This window comes from Enterococcus sp. DIV1639a (genome assembly GCF_050530445.1).
In the GTDB taxonomy this organism is placed as follows: domain Bacteria; phylum Bacillota; class Bacilli; order Lactobacillales; family Enterococcaceae; genus Enterococcus_B; species Enterococcus_B hirae.
The window spans coordinates 1-18125 of record NZ_CP172886.1 but is presented as its reverse complement, the minus strand read 5'-3'; the positions used below and the strand labels follow the sequence as shown (position 1 = coordinate 18125).

General features: G+C 37.6%; 15 protein-coding genes. 2 read left to right on the top strand and 13 right to left on the bottom strand.

Annotated elements, in window-relative coordinates; all coding sequences use genetic code 11:
- Positions 1-78 precede the first annotated feature (78 nt).
- Together IGJ32_RS00075 and dnaB are read right to left on the bottom strand one after the other, a co-directional pair.
- Positions 79-1371: an adenylosuccinate synthase gene (locus IGJ32_RS00075; protein ID WP_010720491.1), complete on the bottom strand. Its 1293-nt coding sequence runs from the start codon at positions 1369-1371 to the stop codon at positions 79-81.
- Positions 1372-1807: 436 nt separating this feature from the next.
- A complete protein-coding gene (gene dnaB, locus IGJ32_RS00070; protein ID WP_010720492.1) occupies positions 1808-3175 on the bottom strand; it encodes a replicative DNA helicase in 1368 nt (455 codons plus the stop codon).
- 460 nt (positions 3176-3635) lie between these two features.
- Here dnaB and IGJ32_RS00065 point away from each other — a divergent pair, with 460 nt between their 5' ends.
- The gene (locus IGJ32_RS00065) at positions 3636-4298 is read left to right on the top strand and encodes a glycine zipper family protein (protein WP_226062565.1); all 663 of its coding nucleotides are present in this window, start codon (positions 3636-3638) and stop codon (positions 4296-4298) included.
- Positions 4299-4690: 392 nt separating this feature from the next.
- Here the strand turns inward: IGJ32_RS00065 and rplI are convergent, their stop codons facing one another.
- Positions 4691-5143, bottom strand: a complete 453-nt coding sequence (rplI, locus tag IGJ32_RS00060) for a 50S ribosomal protein L9 (RefSeq protein WP_010720494.1) — start codon at positions 5141-5143, stop codon at positions 4691-4693.
- Between the two features lie 5 nt (positions 5144-5148).
- Positions 5149-7122 (bottom strand): DHH family phosphoesterase, encoded by a 1974-nt coding sequence (locus tag IGJ32_RS00055; RefSeq protein ID WP_063626389.1) that lies wholly within the window; start codon positions 7120-7122, stop codon positions 5149-5151.
- Between the two features lie 238 nt (positions 7123-7360).
- Here IGJ32_RS00055 and IGJ32_RS00050 point away from each other — a divergent pair, with 238 nt between their 5' ends.
- A complete protein-coding gene (locus IGJ32_RS00050) occupies positions 7361-7768 on the top strand; it encodes a hypothetical protein (protein WP_010736777.1) in 408 nt (135 codons plus the stop codon).
- A gap of 150 nt (positions 7769-7918) precedes the next feature.
- Here IGJ32_RS00050 and rpsR read toward each other — a convergent pair whose 3' ends face one another.
- From rpsR to dnaA, 9 genes are all read right to left on the bottom strand, one after another.
- Entirely contained in the window at positions 7919-8155 is a 237-nt protein-coding gene (gene rpsR, locus IGJ32_RS00045; protein ID WP_002288370.1) for a 30S ribosomal protein S18, read from the bottom strand.
- A 25-nt stretch (positions 8156-8180) separates the two neighbouring features.
- Positions 8181-8693, bottom strand: a complete 513-nt coding sequence (gene ssb / locus IGJ32_RS00040) for a single-stranded DNA-binding protein (protein WP_010720497.1) — start codon at positions 8691-8693, stop codon at positions 8181-8183.
- A 51-nt stretch (positions 8694-8744) separates the two neighbouring features.
- Positions 8745-9044, bottom strand: a complete 300-nt coding sequence (gene rpsF, locus IGJ32_RS00035; RefSeq protein ID WP_010720498.1) for a 30S ribosomal protein S6 — start codon at positions 9042-9044, stop codon at positions 8745-8747.
- A gap of 399 nt (positions 9045-9443) precedes the next feature.
- Positions 9444-11942 (bottom strand): DNA gyrase subunit A, encoded by a 2499-nt coding sequence (gene gyrA / locus IGJ32_RS00030; RefSeq protein ID WP_010720499.1) that lies wholly within the window; start codon positions 11940-11942, stop codon positions 9444-9446.
- A 19-nt stretch (positions 11943-11961) separates the two neighbouring features.
- Positions 11962-13908: a DNA topoisomerase (ATP-hydrolyzing) subunit B gene (gene gyrB, locus IGJ32_RS00025; protein WP_010736776.1), complete on the bottom strand. Its 1947-nt coding sequence runs from the start codon at positions 13906-13908 to the stop codon at positions 11962-11964.
- Positions 13909-15030, bottom strand: coding sequence for a DNA replication/repair protein RecF (recF, locus tag IGJ32_RS00020; protein ID WP_034697664.1), 1122 nt, complete (start codon positions 15028-15030; stop codon positions 13909-13911).
- The gene (yaaA, locus tag IGJ32_RS00015) at positions 15017-15259 is read right to left on the bottom strand and encodes a S4 domain-containing protein YaaA (RefSeq protein ID WP_010720502.1); all 243 of its coding nucleotides are present in this window, start codon (positions 15257-15259) and stop codon (positions 15017-15019) included. The genes recF and yaaA overlap by 14 nt, the downstream gene beginning before the upstream one ends.
- 211 nt (positions 15260-15470) lie before the next feature.
- Complete coding sequence (dnaN, locus tag IGJ32_RS00010) at positions 15471-16601, bottom strand: DNA polymerase III subunit beta (RefSeq protein WP_010720503.1); 1131 nt, start codon at positions 16599-16601, stop codon at positions 15471-15473.
- A gap of 189 nt (positions 16602-16790) precedes the next feature.
- Entirely contained in the window at positions 16791-18125 is a 1335-nt protein-coding gene (gene dnaA, locus IGJ32_RS00005; protein WP_010720504.1) for a chromosomal replication initiator protein DnaA, read from the bottom strand.

Sequence of the window (18125 nt, the reverse complement as noted above, 5' to 3'; positions counted from 1 at the left end):
TTCTTACCTATACTTCTGCTATTTCGTTCATTCTTAAGGAACAAGAATGTCCTGTCTCAACGAACTTAGCTGAATGGCTTAAATTTGTGCCCAGACGCTTTCTAAGATATTTGTTTGTGTTCTATCAGGTCCAACAGAAAATGTTGAAATACGCACACCTACGAGTTCAGAAATACGTCTGACATAGTTACGTGCATTTTCTGGTAATTCAGCAAGTGTTTTGCATGCTGTAATATCTTCAGACCAACCTGGAAGTTCTTCATAAACAGGTTTACAACGTTTCAATTCTTTCAAACTTGCTGGATAATGATAAATCAATTCTCCATCTAGCTCATAAGCTGTACAAATTTTTACTGTATCAAGTCCACTTAAGACATCAATTGAATTAAGGGATAGATTAGTAATTCCTGAAACACGTTTTGAGTGACGCATCACTACTGAATCAAACCATCCCACACGTCGTGGACGACCTGTAGTCGTTCCGTATTCGCGACCAACTTCACGGATTTGTTGTCCCGTCTCATCAAACAATTCAGTTGGGAATGGACCATCTCCTACACGAGAAGTATAAGCTTTACATACACCAACAACTTTATTGATTTTAGATGGACCTACGCCACTACCGATCGTTACGCCACCTGCGACTGGGTTTGAAGAAGTAACAAATGGATAGGTTCCTTGGTCGATATCCAGCATAACCCCTTGTGCGCCTTCAAATAATACTCGTTTTCCTGCATCTAGGGCATCATTTAAAATGACAGATGTATCAGTAACATACTGTTTGATTTGTTGACCATATTCATAATATTCTTCAAATATCGAGTCAAAATCAATTGGCTCAGAATCAAACATTTTTACAAATTGACGGTTTTTATCTTCTAAGTTTAAACGTAAGCGTTCTTCAAAAATTTCTTTGTCTAGTAAGTCAGCGATGCGGATCCCTACACGAGCTGCTTTGTCCATGTATGCTGGTCCGATCCCTTTGATTGTTGTACCGATTTTATTTTCACCTTTTGCATCTTCTTGTAATTGATCCAACTTGATGTGATAAGGCAAAATAACATGTGCTCGGTCAGAAATACGTAAGTTATCAGTAGTTACACCTTTTTCATGTAAATAAGCTAACTCTTTGACTAATGATTTAGGATTGACTACCACACCATTCCCGATCACACTGATTTTATCTTTATAAAAAATCCCCGAAGGAATCAAATGCAGTTTATAAGTAACACCGTTGAATTTGATCGTGTGTCCTGCATTATCGCCACCTTGGTACCGTGCGATCACTTCAGCATTTTCACTAAGAAAGTCAGTAATTTTTCCTTTCCCTTCGTCGCCCCATTGTGTACCTACCACTACTACAGATGACATTTGAACACCTCGTTTTATTTTATTTAATCCTGAATTATTGTAACAATAACTCATTACTTATTCAACTAAAATCGAATGATTCTTTTATTTATTTTATAAAAACGCTTGAAAAACGAACGATGATAAATTTTAAATAGAAACTAGTGTAAATAAAACTATTCAGAGAAGAAAGTTCCTTTAGTACAAAGCAAATAAGATAGTTTTTTAGGGTTTATTACTCGTTGCCACTGACAGAATCGTAATCTAAACATCTTTGCTTATTAGAAATAATGATTACTAGGGTAGACTGCTTCCTAATTTACTATACTATTATTTCCCAAATGTGATTCTGCTGCGTTTTCTTTTGATAAAGAACAGTTGGAATGATCGATAGCTAAAAAAGCACCTCCAAATTAACGAGATAATTTGGAGGTGCTTTTTTATAGTCAATTTATAATCAATATTCTTCTCTCGGGGATAACGACGAAAATTTGTTGTATTCTTTGATAAACAGTAATTCTACTGTACCACGGGCACCACTACGGTTTTTTTCGATGATGACTTCAATGACATTGTCGTTTTTTGGTTCGTTATCCTCATTGTCTTCGCCACCTTCTCTTTCATAGTAATCATCTCGATATAAGAAGGCTACGATATCAGCATCTTGCTCAATGGAACCCGATTCACGGATATCACTTAATACAGGACGTTTATCTTGACGTTGTTCTACTCCACGGGAAAGCTGGGACAACGCAATAACGGGTACTTTTAATTCTTTGGCTAGCTTTTTTAATTGACGTGAAATATCAGATACTTCTTGTTGACGATTTTCTCTCCCGTTTCCTTCAATCAATTGCAAGTAGTCAATCAAGATCAATCCAAGATTTCCTTTTTCCTGCGCTAATTTTCTGCATTTGGCACGAATCTCAGAAATTTTTATTCCTGGAGTATCATCAATAAAGATATTTGCCCGTGACAAACTACCCATTGCAACGATCAAATTGGACCACTCTTCTTCAGAAAGTTGACCGGTACGCAAATGGCTTGCTTCGATCGACCCTTCCGCACAAAGCATCCGATTGACAAGCGATTCAGCCCCCATTTCCAAACTAAAAATAGCAACTGAACGATCGGTTTTTGTCCCGACATTTTGAGCTATATTTAATGCGAAAGCTGTTTTCCCTACCGCAGGCCGAGCTGCTAGGATGATCAATTCCTCAGGTTGAAAACCTGCTGTCATTTTATCAAGTCCTTGGTATCCAGTCGGTAATCCTGTGATTTCTTCATTATTTTGGGCCAGCTGGTCAATATTTTCAATGGTTGAGTTCAAAACTTCTGCAATAGATAGAAAGCCACTGCGGTTTCTTTTTTCGGATACTTCTAAAATACTGCGCTCGGCATCATCCAGAATCGACTGGACTTCTTCCCCTTGTTCAAACCCTTTTGTCACGATCCCAGTAGCTGTTTGGATCAGTGTGCGAAGCAATGATTTTTCTTCAACGATTTTCGCATAGTAGACGATATTTGCTGCAGTAGGCACAGCTAACGCTAAATCTGAAAGGTAGCTTAACCCACCAGCATCTTCTAATAAGTTCGCTTGCTCCAACCGATCTTTTACAGTCACTACATCTATTGCTTCATTACGGTCATTTAACTCGATCATTGTTTCAAAAATGATTTGATGTCCCCGACGATAAAAGTCTTTCGGTTCTATGTACTCCATGGCATCAATTATCGTTTCAGCATCTAAAAAAACCGATCCTAAAACCGCTTGTTCAGCTTCAATATTTTGCGGTGGAATTCGATCCTGCCACACTTCATTCATACATATCGCTCCTTGTCTTCAATTGCTTTATTTTACAAGAAAATCGTAAAAAAGTCACTTTAAAAAAGTGAGTTTAATGGTTGCTTATCTTTCGAAATCAATAAAAGAGACAGTCAATGTCAAGAATAAGTACAGAAAATACACACGTAAATCCAGCAAAACCTTAAACTAGCAAAAACTTTGAGAACGAAGACCCCTTGATAAAGTTAACAACTATAAAAAGTATATCAGTCAAGTGATCCTTTACGCTAGTACCAAACTAGCTATATGTTCAATAGGTGTTGTCATAATCGAAAAAAAGGAAACTTTTTTTATTTTTTCCTATTTTTTCATTTTTGACAAAAAATAGATCACTTATGATTATTTAATACTATATACTATTGATTGTGCTAGAATTCATTACAGAAAACGTTTTCTAGTCCGCACAAAAAATTTTAGGAGGAAGTTTGTCATAAAAAAAATGAAACTCGTTGCTATTTTATTGTCTTGTCTGTCTTTATTTGGATCTGTAGTACCAGGAGTAACACAAATCGTTGATGCAGCTGAGAAAACCGCTAGTGTACCAGCTGAAAACCATTTTCAACTAGATAAAGTCACGATTGTCGAATCCAATGAATTATACAAAAATTTTGTGCAAGAAGTGAATCGTCCAGAGATCAAACAACAGTTAATGAATCAGCCAGACTCAGCAGAAACAAAAGCTTTGATCCAGTCTCTTATCTTAAAATATGATGGCGCTGAAGTCCACTATGCTTATGGTGACAATACGTTCGCACGAGGACTTTACGATACTACCGGGTGGTCAGAAAAATTTGTTAATGGTGGTATCAACGATTATGCCACTAGTAAGACAGGATTAGCTAATTTAAGAGACTATTTAGGTTTTTGTTCTGTTGGTTTAGCAGTAAATGGTGCGGGTTATGGTGCTGTAATTGGTGGTGTGATTGGAGCTGTAGTTGGGACAATTATTGGTGCTGCAGTATTAGCCAAACGTTGCGATCAAGGTCAAAGTGATGTAAAAACAATGATTAGTAAAAATAGATCAAATGGAGGAGTGCGGATGACTTTAACAGCAGAATTTCCGATTTGCAGTTTAACGTCACAAACGCAGTGTAGTATATGAGACTGGGAACCTTATTAATTTATTCAACAATCCTTGTGATGATATTACTATTTTTGAAATATCGCAAGAAAAAATAATCGAAGCCTAAAGAGTCTAGGACATGAACAAAAAAATCTGGTTAATGTCCCACTTTTTTGATCTAGGGTATTAAAAAGCACATAATCTTGTAAGAATAAAGTAGCTAAAATCAATCGAAAAGAAAGTATGCTTTCCATACCATCCTATCAAATATCTTTATCATTAAATGAAAAAAATCAGCCGGATTTTGACATGATTCATCAAAATCCGGCTGATTTCTTTTTGAAGAGAACTCTCAGTCTCTGCGATCATTTCTCAACAAGTCCTATTACAAAACCTCAAGAGACTGCTAACAGAAATGATGGGTGAGGTAGCTATTCTGCTACCACATGCACTTTGATCGTTGCAGTCACTTCATGATGCAATTTGACTGGTACGTTCGTGTAACCTAACGTACGGATTGGATTATTCAATTCGATTTTTCGTTTATCTAGTTTTACTTTGTATTGCTTGTTCAATCCTTCAGCGATTTGTTTTGAAGGGATTGAACCGAATAAACGTCCATCTTCACCCGCTTTGGCTTTCAGTTCGACAACCGTTTCTTCTTTTTCTAAAAATCCTTTTAGTTCTTTTGCTTCTTCTAAAATTTCAGCTTCTTGTTTTTCTTGTGCCTTTTTTTGTCCAGCTAATTGGCTAATACTACTTTTATTTGCTTCTTTTGCCAAATTATTTTTTAATAGGAAATTTTGTGCGTAACCATTCGGTACTTCTTTAACGTCACCTTTTTTTCCTTTACCTTTTACATCTTGTAAGAAAATGACTTTCATATCCATTACTCCTTATCATATAATTGATTCCTATTTTCTTTGATTGCAGCAAGTAAACGCTGTTTGGTTTCTTCTACTGTGACACCTTCCAATTGGGTCGCTGCATTGGTGAAATGACCGCCGCCGCCAAGAGACTCCATGATCACTTGAACATTGATCGTGCCCGAACTACGAGCACTGATCCCGACTAGCCCGTCCGTTCGTTTCGTGATGACAAAAGCCCCATTGATATTGATCATTGATAAGAGGGTGTCTGCCGTTTTCGCAGCGATCACACTATTATATTCCTTTTCATCTGTCCCAGCTGCTACGACAATATCTGAAGTTACATATTCGCTCTGTGCAATCAAATGGCTGATTTCCAAATAGGTTGCTAAATCTGAACTCAATAAATATTGTACTAGGGAAGCATCCGCACTACAAGACCTTAAATAACTTGCTACATCAAAAGTTCGTGCCGTTGTGCGTACATTAAAACTGTTCGTATCAACAGTCATGCCTGCCAATAACAACGTCGCTTCAAAACGATCTAAGCGATTCGTGCGATTGCTTTGATACTGAATTAGTTCTGTCACTAACTCTGAAGCAGAAGAAGCAGAAGATTCGATATACGTCAACAGCGGCTTACTTGGGAACTCCTCCCCACGTCGATGATGATCAATAATAACGATTTTATCAAATTGCTCATATAGGCTCTGAGAGATCGATAGCGAGGGTTTGTGGTAATCTACCATAACTAGCAGGTCTTCTTCTTTTTTAAGCTCCATCGCTTTTTTGGGCGAAATCAGCTGTGCTTCTAGTTCAGGGTGTTTATGAATTTCCTCTAAACATCGTTCTACGTCTGGAATAATCTCGTTTTCATCAAGTACGATATACGCTTTTTTTTGATTGAAACGAGCTAAGCAACTTACCCCAAATGCTGAACCAATGGCATCCATATCGGGGAATTTATGCCCCATGATAAATACATCGCCAGTTTCAGTAAAAATCTTACGAAGTGCAGTACTCATCGCTCGTGAACGTACACGGGTTCGTTTGACTGACTTAGCTGATTTTCCTCCATAGTAAACAGGTTTTGCTCCCTCACGTAGTTCTTTCACGACAACTTGGTCGCCACCTCGAACTAGAGCAATGTCCAAATTATTTTGGGCTTCTCCCCCAATTTCATCTAACGAATCTTGACCGTAAGCAATTCCCATACTTAGAGTAATTGGCAAATTTTGTCGCTCTGCTTCTGCACGTAAACGATCCAACAGATCAAATTTTTTGTCCATCATTTTTTTCAAATCAATCATTTGTGCGACAAAGAAAAAGCGTTCTGCAGTGATCCGCTTAAAAAAGACATGGTATTCATTCATCCAATCAGACACCATTGTAGTCACAAACGAATTGAGATAAGAAATTTCTTTGTCATCTAACTTATCAATAGCATCTGCATAATTATCAATTGATAAGATACCAATCACTGGTTGGCTGTTGGTTTGATGGAGCTTCAACAATTGATTTTGGGTGATATCGTTGAAATAAACGACCCCCTTTACTGTATCCATTTCAAATTGAAAGGTTCGATCTGCTAAATATACTTGTTTTTTCTTTTTTTCTTTTGCCGTAAAGAAAGCATCTAATAGTTCTTCTTCTGTTAAGCTGCTTTGATCTTTGATTTTTAAGGCGAGTGGGTTCAACCATTCAATTTTTTGGCTTGTTGGTTGGTACGCAATCACACCTACTGGCATCACTTCGGAGACATAAGCAAGATTGTTCTCAGCCACCGTTGAGGCTTGTTGGATTTTTTCACGATTTTTTATCATTAGCCATCGTTTTAATTTCAACCAATAACGTAAGCCAAAAAGGTTCATCAAAAGCACAACCAAAGCGCTAACAAAACGAAATGGCATAAATAATACAACCAGTACTTCAAGCAATAGAAATAAAAAAATGAAGAGAGGTCTAGGGGTTAAGTTTTCTTTTTCTTTTTCCATCTTCTTCCTCCCATAGTTGATTAGTTTAATTTTACCATAACTTCCCGTATTCAAGCGACTAAACAAATGCTTGATTATTTAACTGAAAATACTTTTCACTGTATTAAAAAAAATGGTAGAATAACTTGTTTTCAACCTTGAAATGACAGTTATCATCTAACCTCAAACCGAAATAAAGCAAATTATTACTACTTTGAATGTTCAAATGAGCAATTTATAAAAGGCAAAGGAGCATTATATGAATAAAATGAACAAATTAAGCTTCCATCATATCGGTAAACCAATCGATCTGGAAGAAATCAAAGATCATCCAGAAACAAAGTATAGTCCTTTATTCGATATGTACTCACTGGATGTGAAAAATTCTTTATCTATGCCAATCGAACTCCATGCCTTTGGTCCCGATTGTCGTCTTGATCCAATCATTCAAAAAGAAGCTCATGTTGCTTTTACAGTCGATAACATTGAGCTAGCATTGAAAGGACAAGAAATCATCATGCCTCTTTATCAACCTTTCGCTGGCTACCGTTGTGCAATGATCTTAGTCAATCAGCAACCGATCGAGTTGATTGAGAGCAGCTTGTCGGAAAGTCAGATTTGGGGAGATGGAATTTTTAAAGATAGTATTCTTTATCCCCAATCCTAAACGAAAATCGTGGATGCTTTTCTCTATGATTCTTCTAAGTATAGATGACATTCTTTTTTTTGAGGATAATAAAACATCTAAACAATCATTCTCAAAAAGTAAAAAACGAGGGAACGGTAGTAAAACCATTTCCTCGTTTCATTATTTCAATTAATCTTCACTTACGAAAGGTAGTAAGCCCATGATACGTGCGCGTTTGATAGCAACAGTAATTTTACGTTGGTTTTTAGCGCCTGTACCTGTTACACGACGTGGCAAGATTTTTCCACGTTCTGAGATAAATCTTTTTAGTAATTCAATATCTTTATAATCGATATATTCAATATGGTTAGCAGCAATATAGTCTACTTTACGACGTTTACGTCCGCCTCTTCTTTGTTGTGCCATTCTATTTCCCTCCTATCAAATTCGTTTAGAATGGTAAATCATCGTCTGAAATGTCGATCGTTGAACTTGAACCAAATGGATCAGAATTGTCACGATCAAAATCAGGCATACCGTTGGATGATTGAGATGTTTGATTATAGTTATTACTTCCGCCAAAATCATTTGTCGATTGACCAGAGCTTTGGTAACCGCCAGTTTGTTGACGATTTTCAGATGCAGCACGACTTTCCAATAATTGGAAGTTTTCAGCAACTACTTCTGTTACGTATACACGTTGTCCTTGCTGATTATCATAAGAACGAGTTTGGATACGTCCAGTAACTCCTAAAAGAGTCCCCTTACGAGCATAGTTTGCTAATGTCTCTGCTGATTTACGCCAAATCACACAATTAATAAAGTCAGCCTCACGATTGCCGTTTTGGCTAGTAAAATTACGATTAACAGCTAAAGTAAACGTTGCTACTGCAGTGCCACTTGATGTATATCGTAAATCCGGATCTTTAGTTAGACGTCCAACTAGTACAACATTATTAATCAAAAGATTCATCTCCTCTCATCGTTGTTCTATTGTTCCACATGAAACAATAAATTATGCTTCTTCTTTCACGATCATGTGACGAATGATATCGTCGTTGATTTTAGCAAGACGGTCAAATTCATTGACAGCAGTTGCAGATGATGGAGAAGACACTTTAACGATGTGATAGATACCTTCACGGTAACCGTTCATTTCATACGCTAAACGGCGTTTTTCCCAATCTTTAGATTCGATAACTTCAGCTCCGTTATCTTTCAAGATTGCATCGAAACGTTCGATTAAAGCAGTTTTTGCTTCTTCATCAATGTTTGGACGAATAATGTACATGATTTCATATTTCGTATTTTCCATTGATTTTCACCTCCCTATGGACTTTCGGCTCTTAGATTCCCAAGAGCAAGGAGAGTTTTCTAATAAATTAGACTACTCACAATCTTTAATTATACACGTATAGAGTGAAAAAAGCAATAAGCTGAAGGGAAAATAGTGTAGAAAGAAGTTTTTAATAAAATGCTTTACTAAATGACTGCCGAAAGTTCTCTTTTTGAATCTCTTGAAAAACACGATCTCCTACAATAACAAAGTATAAAAACTACAAGAGCTATTCGTAGGTGGATTCTTTTTTATGTTGCAAAAGAATCCATAAACATAAAACAATAATAAGCCACAACCTCCGATAATCATTGTGTATCGGAGGTTGTGGCTTATTTTTACAAGCTTCCCATCGCTGAGACAAGCCCTGTTTTTTGACTATTCTTCTGTTTTATCTATTGTGGTATCTTCCACGGTCTCTGTTGGTGTCTCAGTTTCTTCTGTGCTTTCTGGCTCGACGGCCGCCATTGTCACAACCTTCGTATCAGCTTCCATTTTGATCAAACGTACGCCAAGTGTAGCACGTCCAGTTTGAGAAACAGTTGAGACATTGAAACGAATAATAACGCCTTTATCTGTGATCAGCATGATATCTTCTGTTCCAACAATCGTGGCTAGTCCAGCTAATGGACCATTTTTTTCAGTGATATTGGCTGTTTTGATCCCTTTACCGCCGCGACCTTTCACTGGATACTCTTTCACTTTCGTTCGTTTACCATAGCCTTTTTCAGTAATGATCAAGACTTCATGATTTTCATTCATCAAGGCAGCACCAATCACATAATCGTCTTCTCTTAAACGAATACCTCGAACTCCTGACGCTGTCCGTCCCATGTCCCGAACAGCTCCTTCCGCAAACGTTACCGAATAACCATCATGTGTACCAATGATAATGTTTGATTGACCATCTGTTAACAACACGTTGACTAATTCATCGTCTTCTTTTAAGCCAATCGCAATCAATCCATTACTGCGGATATTCGCAAAAGCAGTTACGGTGGTCCGTTTCACCGTTCCTTGACGAGTAGTGAAGAAGAGGTAATGTCCTTCTTGAGCTTCACCGGTGACTGCAATAATTGCTTGAATTTTTTCACTTGAATCGATCCCTAACAAGTTAATGATCGGGATTCCTTTCGCAGTTCGACCATATTCTGGAATTTCATATCCTTTGGCACGATAGACTTTCCCGTTATTGGTAAAGAACAGCAAGGTGTCATGTGTCGAACAAGAGACAAGGTTTTTGACGAAGTCATCGTTATGCACGCCCATTCCTTGTACACCGCGTCCACCACGACGTTGTGCTCTAAATTCATTGTTCGCTAAACGTTTGATATACCCATTGTTCGTGAGTGTAATAACGATTTCTTCTTCTTCAATCAAGTCTTCATCTTCAAGACTTAAAACTTCACCCACTAGTAATTCTGTACGACGTTTGTCACCAAAACGTTGGTTTAATTCTGCTAACTCTGTTTTGATGATTTCGGTCACACGTTCTGGACGAGCAAGAATATCCGTTAAATCTTCGATCAATCGTAATAATTCTTGGTATTCATTTTCGATTTTCTCACGTTCTAAACCAGTTAGACGACGTAAACGCATATCTAAGATCGCTTGTGCTTGTCGATCAGATAATTCAAAACGATCAATCATCGTTGTTTTTGCTTCATCGTCAGATTTAGACCCACGGATAATTGCAATGATTTCATCAATATGGTCCAATGCGATCCGTAAACCTTCTAAAATGTGAGCTCGTGCTTCTGCCTTTTCTTTTTCAAAAATCGTTCGGCGAGTGATCACTTCACGCTGATGCTCTACATAGTTTTCAAGTATTTGTTTAAGACTCAGTACTTTAGGAACGCCTTTTTCAATGGCCAGCATATTGAAACCAAATGAATTTTGTAATGAAGTCAACTTATACAGGTTATTTAAAATAACCGAAGCACTTGCATCACGGCGGATATCGATAACGATCCGCATTCCTTCACGGGAAGACTCATCACGCAAATCCGTAATTCCTTCAATCCGTTTATCGCGGTGTAATTCAGAGATTCGTTCGATCAATTTTGCTTTATTGACCATATAAGGAAGTTCCGTTACGATAATTCGTTCTTTGCCATTAGGCATCTCCGTGATTTCTACTTTTGCTCGAACAGTTATTGAGCCTTTCCCCGTTTCGTAAGCACGGCGAATACCTGATTTACCCATCACGAGACCACCGGTTGGAAAATCGGGACCAGGTAAAACTTCCATCAATTCATTGGTTGTTACTTCTGGATTTTCCATCAATAGATCGATCGCTGCTACTACCTCAGATAAATTATGAGGGGGGATATTCGTCGCCATACCAACTGCGATCCCTGTTGTTCCGTTAACTAGCAGATTAGGAAAGCGTGCTGGAAGTACGACTGGTTCCCTTTCTGTATCGTCATAGTTACTTTGGAAATCTACAGTATTTTTATTGATATCCCGTAGCATCTCCGTGGCAATTTTACTCATACGTGCTTCGGTGTACCGCATCGCAGCTGCTCCATCACCATCGACAGAACCAAAGTTACCATGTCCATCCACTAGCATGTACCGATAACTAAATGGTTGTGCCATCCGTACCATGGATTCATAAATAGCACTGTCTCCATGGGGGTGATACTTACCCATAACATCCCCAACGATTCTGGCAGATTTTTTATGGGCTTTATCTGGGGTCACACCCAATTCGTTCATCCCGTATAAAATACGGCGATGAACAGGTTTTAACCCATCTCGAACATCCGGTAGTGCACGAGCAACAATAACACTCATCGCATAATCGATGAAGGAGTCTTTCATTTCGCTAGTTAGATTGACATCATGGATGTTCTCTCTGATTTCTTCACTCATCTTTTTTCCTCCTTCATGACTAAATATCTAAGTTTTTCACATAATGGGCATTTTCTTCAATGAATGCACGACGAGGTTCCACTCGATCACCCATTAACATTTCAAAAATTTGATCAGCTGCGATAGCATCATCCACACTAACACGAGCCATCATACGATTGCTAGGGTCCATCGTTGTTTCCCATAGTTGATGGTCATCCATTTCACCTAACCCTTTGTATCGTTGAACACTTGGTTTTGGTGTAGCTGGTAGAGAAGCAACTACTTGTTTCAAATCTTCTTCAGCGTTTTTACCGGGTTGTACATACGTGATTTTTTTCCCTTGTTTTACCCCGTATAGCGGCGGTTGTGCAATATAAACATATCCCGCTTCAACAATTGGGCGCATATAACGATAAAACAAGGTTAAGAGCAATGTTCGAATATGGGCACCATCGACATCGGCATCCGTCATAATCACTAATTTGTGGTAACGAGCTTTGGAAACATCGAAGTCTTCACCGAATCCTGTTCCCATAGCGGTAAATAAAGAGCGGATTTCTTCATTGGCTAGAATTTTATCCATACTTGCTTTTTCAACATTTAAGATTTTCCCACGAATCGGTAAAATTGCTTGAAATTCACGATTTCGCCCTTGTTTTGCTGAACCGCCGGCAGAATCTCCTTCGACGATGAACAATTCGCATTTTTCTGGATCATTACTTGAGCAATCCGCCAGTTTACCAGGCAAATTACTGATTTCTAATGCGCCTTTTCTTCTGGTTACTTCACGGGCACGTTTCGCTGCTAGACGTGCTTTAGAAGCCAACAATCCTTTTTCAATGATTTGTCGTCCAACACTTGGATTTTCTAACAAGAATTTCATGAAATGCTCGCTAAACAGACGATCTGTTACTGTCCGAACTTCAGAATTACCTAATTTTGTTTTGGTTTGCCCTTCAAATTGTGGATCTGGGTGTTTGATCGAAATTACTGCGGTCAGTCCTTCCCGCACATCTTCACCAGTTAAGTTATCATCATTTTCTTTCATCAATTTTTGTTTACGTGCATAGTCATTAATCACACGTGTCAACGCTGTCTTGAAGCCAGATTCATGCGTACCACCTTCATAAGTATGGATATTATTTGCAAAACTCATGATGTTGGAGTGGTAACCATCGGTATATTGCATAGAAACTTCTACCGTGATGTCTTGTTGTTCTCCTTCTAAATAAACTGGCTCTGGAAAAATGACCGTTTTATTTGCATTCAAATATTCCACATAGCTCTTGATCCCACCGTCATAATGGTACTCTTTTACTACTGGAGATTCTTCTCTCTTATCTTCAATCGAGATCTTCATTCCCCGGTTCAAGAATGCTAATTCGCGGATACGGGTCGCTAGCTTATTAAAATCAAAAACTGTTGTTTCCGTAAAGATTTCTGGATCTGGTATAAAATGAACAGTTGTCCCGTTTCGATCGGTTTGTTCAATAATCTTCAGATCATCGACAACAGCACCACGACGATATTCCTGATAGTACACATTTCCATCTTTGTAGACTTTTACATCAAGCTGAGTGGAGAGCGCATTTACAACCGAAGAACCTACCCCGTGAAGACCACCAGATACTTTATAACCGCCTCCGCCGAATTTCCCACCAGCATGGAGTACCGTAAACACCGTTTCTACCGCTGGACGACCAGTTTTGGCTTGGATATCAACGGGGATACCTCGGCCATCATCGATGACAGTAATACTGTTATCTTTTTCAATTATTACTTGGATTTTCGTCGCAAATCCTGCTAGGACTTCATCGATAGAGTTATCAACGATTTCCCATACTAAGTGATGTAATCCTTCCGAACTTGTGGAGCCGATATACATACCAGGACGTTTTCGAACGGCTTCAAGTCCTTCAAGAACTTGGATCTGACTGGCATCATATTCTTTTGCACGTTCTACTAAACTTTTTTCATCTGTCATTTAGCCTTCTTCTCCTTTTATTTCCCCTTGCTGAACATAAAAAATCTCTGGTTCAACAGTCATTTTGTTTTTTACATGATCAAGTGTCGTTGTTGTTAAGAAAGTCTGTACCTTTCCTTCAATCGTTTCTAGTAAATGTAGTTGGCGATTATCATCTAGCTCACTCATTACATCATCAAGTAAAAGAATTGGATACTCCCCAGTTTCTTCTTTGATCAAATCAATTTCAGCCAACTTAACACTTAAAGCAGTGGTCCGCTGCTGTCCTTGAGAACCATACGTTTGCACGTTTTTTTGATTGACGAAAAAAGAAAGATCATCACGATGTGGTCCAATTGTCGTTGTTCCGCGAAACATATCTTTCTTTTTGTTTTGATTCAACAATTCTAAAAATTGTGTTTGGATCTCTTCTTGTGTTTGTGTACTTAAAGAAGAAAACGAGGTGACATATTCAATCTCTAATTGCTCTTTTTGATGGGTGATTTGTTGGTGCAATGTATTTGCCCAAAATTCCAGTCGTCGAACAAACTGTGCACGTGCTTTCAATACTTTACTTCCAAATTCAGCTAACTGTTCAGATAAAATATCTAAATAAAGTAAATCTGTTTGTTTTTTTTCATTCAGTTGTTTCAAATATTGATTTCTTTGTTTTAGGATACCTTGATATTGAACCAAATCGTAAAGATAGATCGGATTGATCTGTCCTAACTCCATATCAAGAAATTTTCGCCTGATCTGCGGACTACCCTTTACTAATGAAAGGTCTTCAGGTGCAAATAAAATGACATTTAATTGACCAACATAGCTACTTAATTTTTTTTGTTCGATATGATTGATCTTTGTTTTGCGTCCCTTTTTTGAAAGAAGGATCTCCAAAGGAATCTTAGAGGTTCCTTTTGTCACTTCGCCCTGGATCAGTGCTTGCTCGCCTTGCCATCCGATCAATTCTTGCTCACTGCTGGTACGGTGACTTCTCGTCATAGCCAAAACATAAATACTTTCCAAAAGATTCGTCTTACCTTGGGCATTTTCTCCTAAAAAAATGACAAGGTTTTTAGTAAACGTAATCTTTAATTCCTGATAGTTTCGATAATTTTTTAGATACAGCTTATTCAGCCTCATTATCGTTTATTCCTTTTTTTACCATAAAAAAAGTTCCCACTTCTGGAACTTCAACCATCATGCCGGGATAAAGTTTTCGTCCACGACGATTCTCTGGTTCGCCGTCTACCAAGACAGTGTTTTCAGCTAAATACCATTTTGCTTGTCCACCACTGCTAATTACTGTGACTTCTTTTAGCATTTGACCCAACGTCATAAATTCTGTTTTTAGAATGACTTGTTGTTTCAATGTTCATCCCTCATTTTCATTAATAAATGTATACTCTATTATACCTTTTTTTAGGCAATAAAACAAATTTATCCATATATTTTTCCATATAAGACGATTTAAGCGAAAAAAGGTGTTTTAAACAAAAATAAACAAAAAGCCTTAAAAGTGATTTTATGGCTTTTTGTTTATTTTTTGTTTTTTTCATTACTTTTTCAAAATGATATACAGATTAGTTCGTACGTACTGGTGTGATTAACTGGATAAATTGAACACCATCTTCTGTTGGTTCTAATGTAAACGGACGAATAGAAGAAATAAATTTCACTTTGATACTCATATCACCAAACGCACGTAACGCAGCTTTCATGTAATCAGGGTTAAAGGAAATATCCAAAGGATCCCCACTACTTGCCACATAATTCAGACTTTCTTCTACTTTTCCGATTTCAGGTGAGTTTCCATATAGAATCACCGCATCTGATTGGATGGATAAACGAACGATATTATTACGTCCTTCATGAGAAAGTAATGAGGCACGTTCAATCGCTGCAAGGAAACTTGGAACAGAAAATTCTACTTCTGTGTTGAAGCTTGAAGGAATCAACCGATTCGTATCGGGGTAGTTTCCTTCCAACAGACGGGAATAAAAATACATGTTTTCTGTTTTAAAGAGTACTTGGTTTTCCATGATACTGATCTCAACGATTTCTTCTTCATTTGTCAATGAACGAGATAATTCAGTCAGACTTTTACCAGGAATCACGATATCAAAATGATCAGCTGCTTGTTCAACTGGAATCACTCGTTGGCTTAGACGGTGGGAATCAGTTGCGACAGCCAAAAGAGAATTTCCTTCTAAAATAAAATGGACCCCTGTTAGAATTGGACGACTTTCATGTTGTGAGACAGCGAATACTGTTTCATTGATCAATTTCGTTAAGACATGTACCGGTAATTTCATTTGATTATGGCTTTCAACGACAGGTAAATGAGGGTAATTATCTGCATCTAACCCATTTACTAAGAAGTTGGCTTTTCCTGAAGTAATGGCTACTTGTTTATTCTCTAAGACTTCAAGAGTAAAGGTGTCTTCTGGTAAGCGCCGGATAATTTCACTAAAGAAACGAGCTTGTAACACAATTGCTCCAGTTGATTCAATTTGCATTTGGGCTTTTTCATTTTCAACAGATAAAAAAGTTTCAATAGAAATATCTGCATTACTCCCAGTTAGCGTTAATCCTTCTTGAGTCAAAGTAATTTTGACTCCAGTCAAGATTGGAATAGTGGTTTTACTTGAAATAGCACGTTGAACAGTTTGCAATTCTTGCATAAAACTTGCTCGATTTAAAGTTACTTTCATGTTGTGTCTCCTTTAAGCGTTTATTTATTATTAGTTAATATATAAATAATAAAAGTATTAGGTACTGTTGATTCTGTGGAAAACTAAAAAAATGCAAGAAATAAAAGAAAAAACAGCTGTGGAAAATCTGTGTATAACTTTTAGGCTTTTTTTGATTTTATCCACAAAGCGTTTTTTCGTTTTTCAAAGTTAATTTAATAAGAAATTTTTGATTTCGGATACTTCATTTTGCATGCTGACACTTGATTCCATTAATTGCTGGATTTTTTCGTGAGCATGAATCACTGTTGTATGGTCTTTCCCACCAAATTCAGCACCAATTTTTGGTAAAGAACTATCCGTTAGCTCTCTTGCTAAGTACATAGCGATTTGTCTCGGTACAACGATTGATTTGACACGTTTTTTTCCTTTTAGGTCTTTTAACTGAATATGATAATATTTCGCGACTTCTTCTTGGATCTGTAAGATAGATAATTGCGGATGACCTTTACCAGATTTTAGTGTTTTCAGTGCATCTGCAGCTAAACTAGTTGAGATATCTTCACTATTCATCGCAGCAAATGCTTGAACGCGAACGAGTGCTCCTTCTAATTCACGGATGTTTGAATCAATTTGTCCGGCAATGTAACTCAAGGTATCATCGGGTATTTCCAAACGTTCGGCTGCTGCTTTTTTACGTAAAATCGCAGTTCTCGTTTCTAAATCGGGTGGTGTGATATCAACTGACAATCCCCACGCAAAACGTGAAACCAAACGTTCTTGTAATTTTGGAATCTCATTTGGTAAACGATCACTCGTCAATACAATTTGTTTTCCTTCATTGTAGAGTGCATTGAAAGTATGGAAAAATTCTTCCTGTGTTGCTTCTTTTTCAGCAAAGAATTGAATATCATCGACCAACAAAAGATCGACGTTTCGGTATTCTTGGCGAAATTCCTCTGCAGTTTTATTTTGGATCGAGTTAATAAAGTCATTGGCAAATGTTTCACTACTAACGTATTTGACCTTTGCATCAGGCTCGCTTAACAACATTTGATGTCCGATAGCATGCATCAAATGGGTTTTACCAAGGCCGACACCACCATAAAAGAACAAAGGATTATAAATGGAACCAGGGTCTTCTGCAACGACTAAAGCTGCCGCATGAGCCATTTGGTTTCCTTTACCGATAACGAAGGTATCAAATGTATATTTTGGGTTCAACATCGCCTTCTTTATTGGATTTGCAACAGGTATTTTAGGACTTTTGATTTCTTCGACGACTTCTTGCTCTACCTCTTCACCAGTTACAAACCTTGGAATGATCTCTTTTCCAGTTAGCATGTAACCAACTTCAACAATTTTGGTTGTTAGATTCTTTTCCCAATATTCTTTATGAATTTTACTTGGTACTTCGACGACTAATTGACTCTGATCCAATGAACGTGGATGAGCGGTTTCGATCCAAGTATTATAGCTCGCAGGTGAGAGATCCTTTTGATAAGTTGTTTTTAATTCGTTCCATAAAGCATCGAGGGATACCAT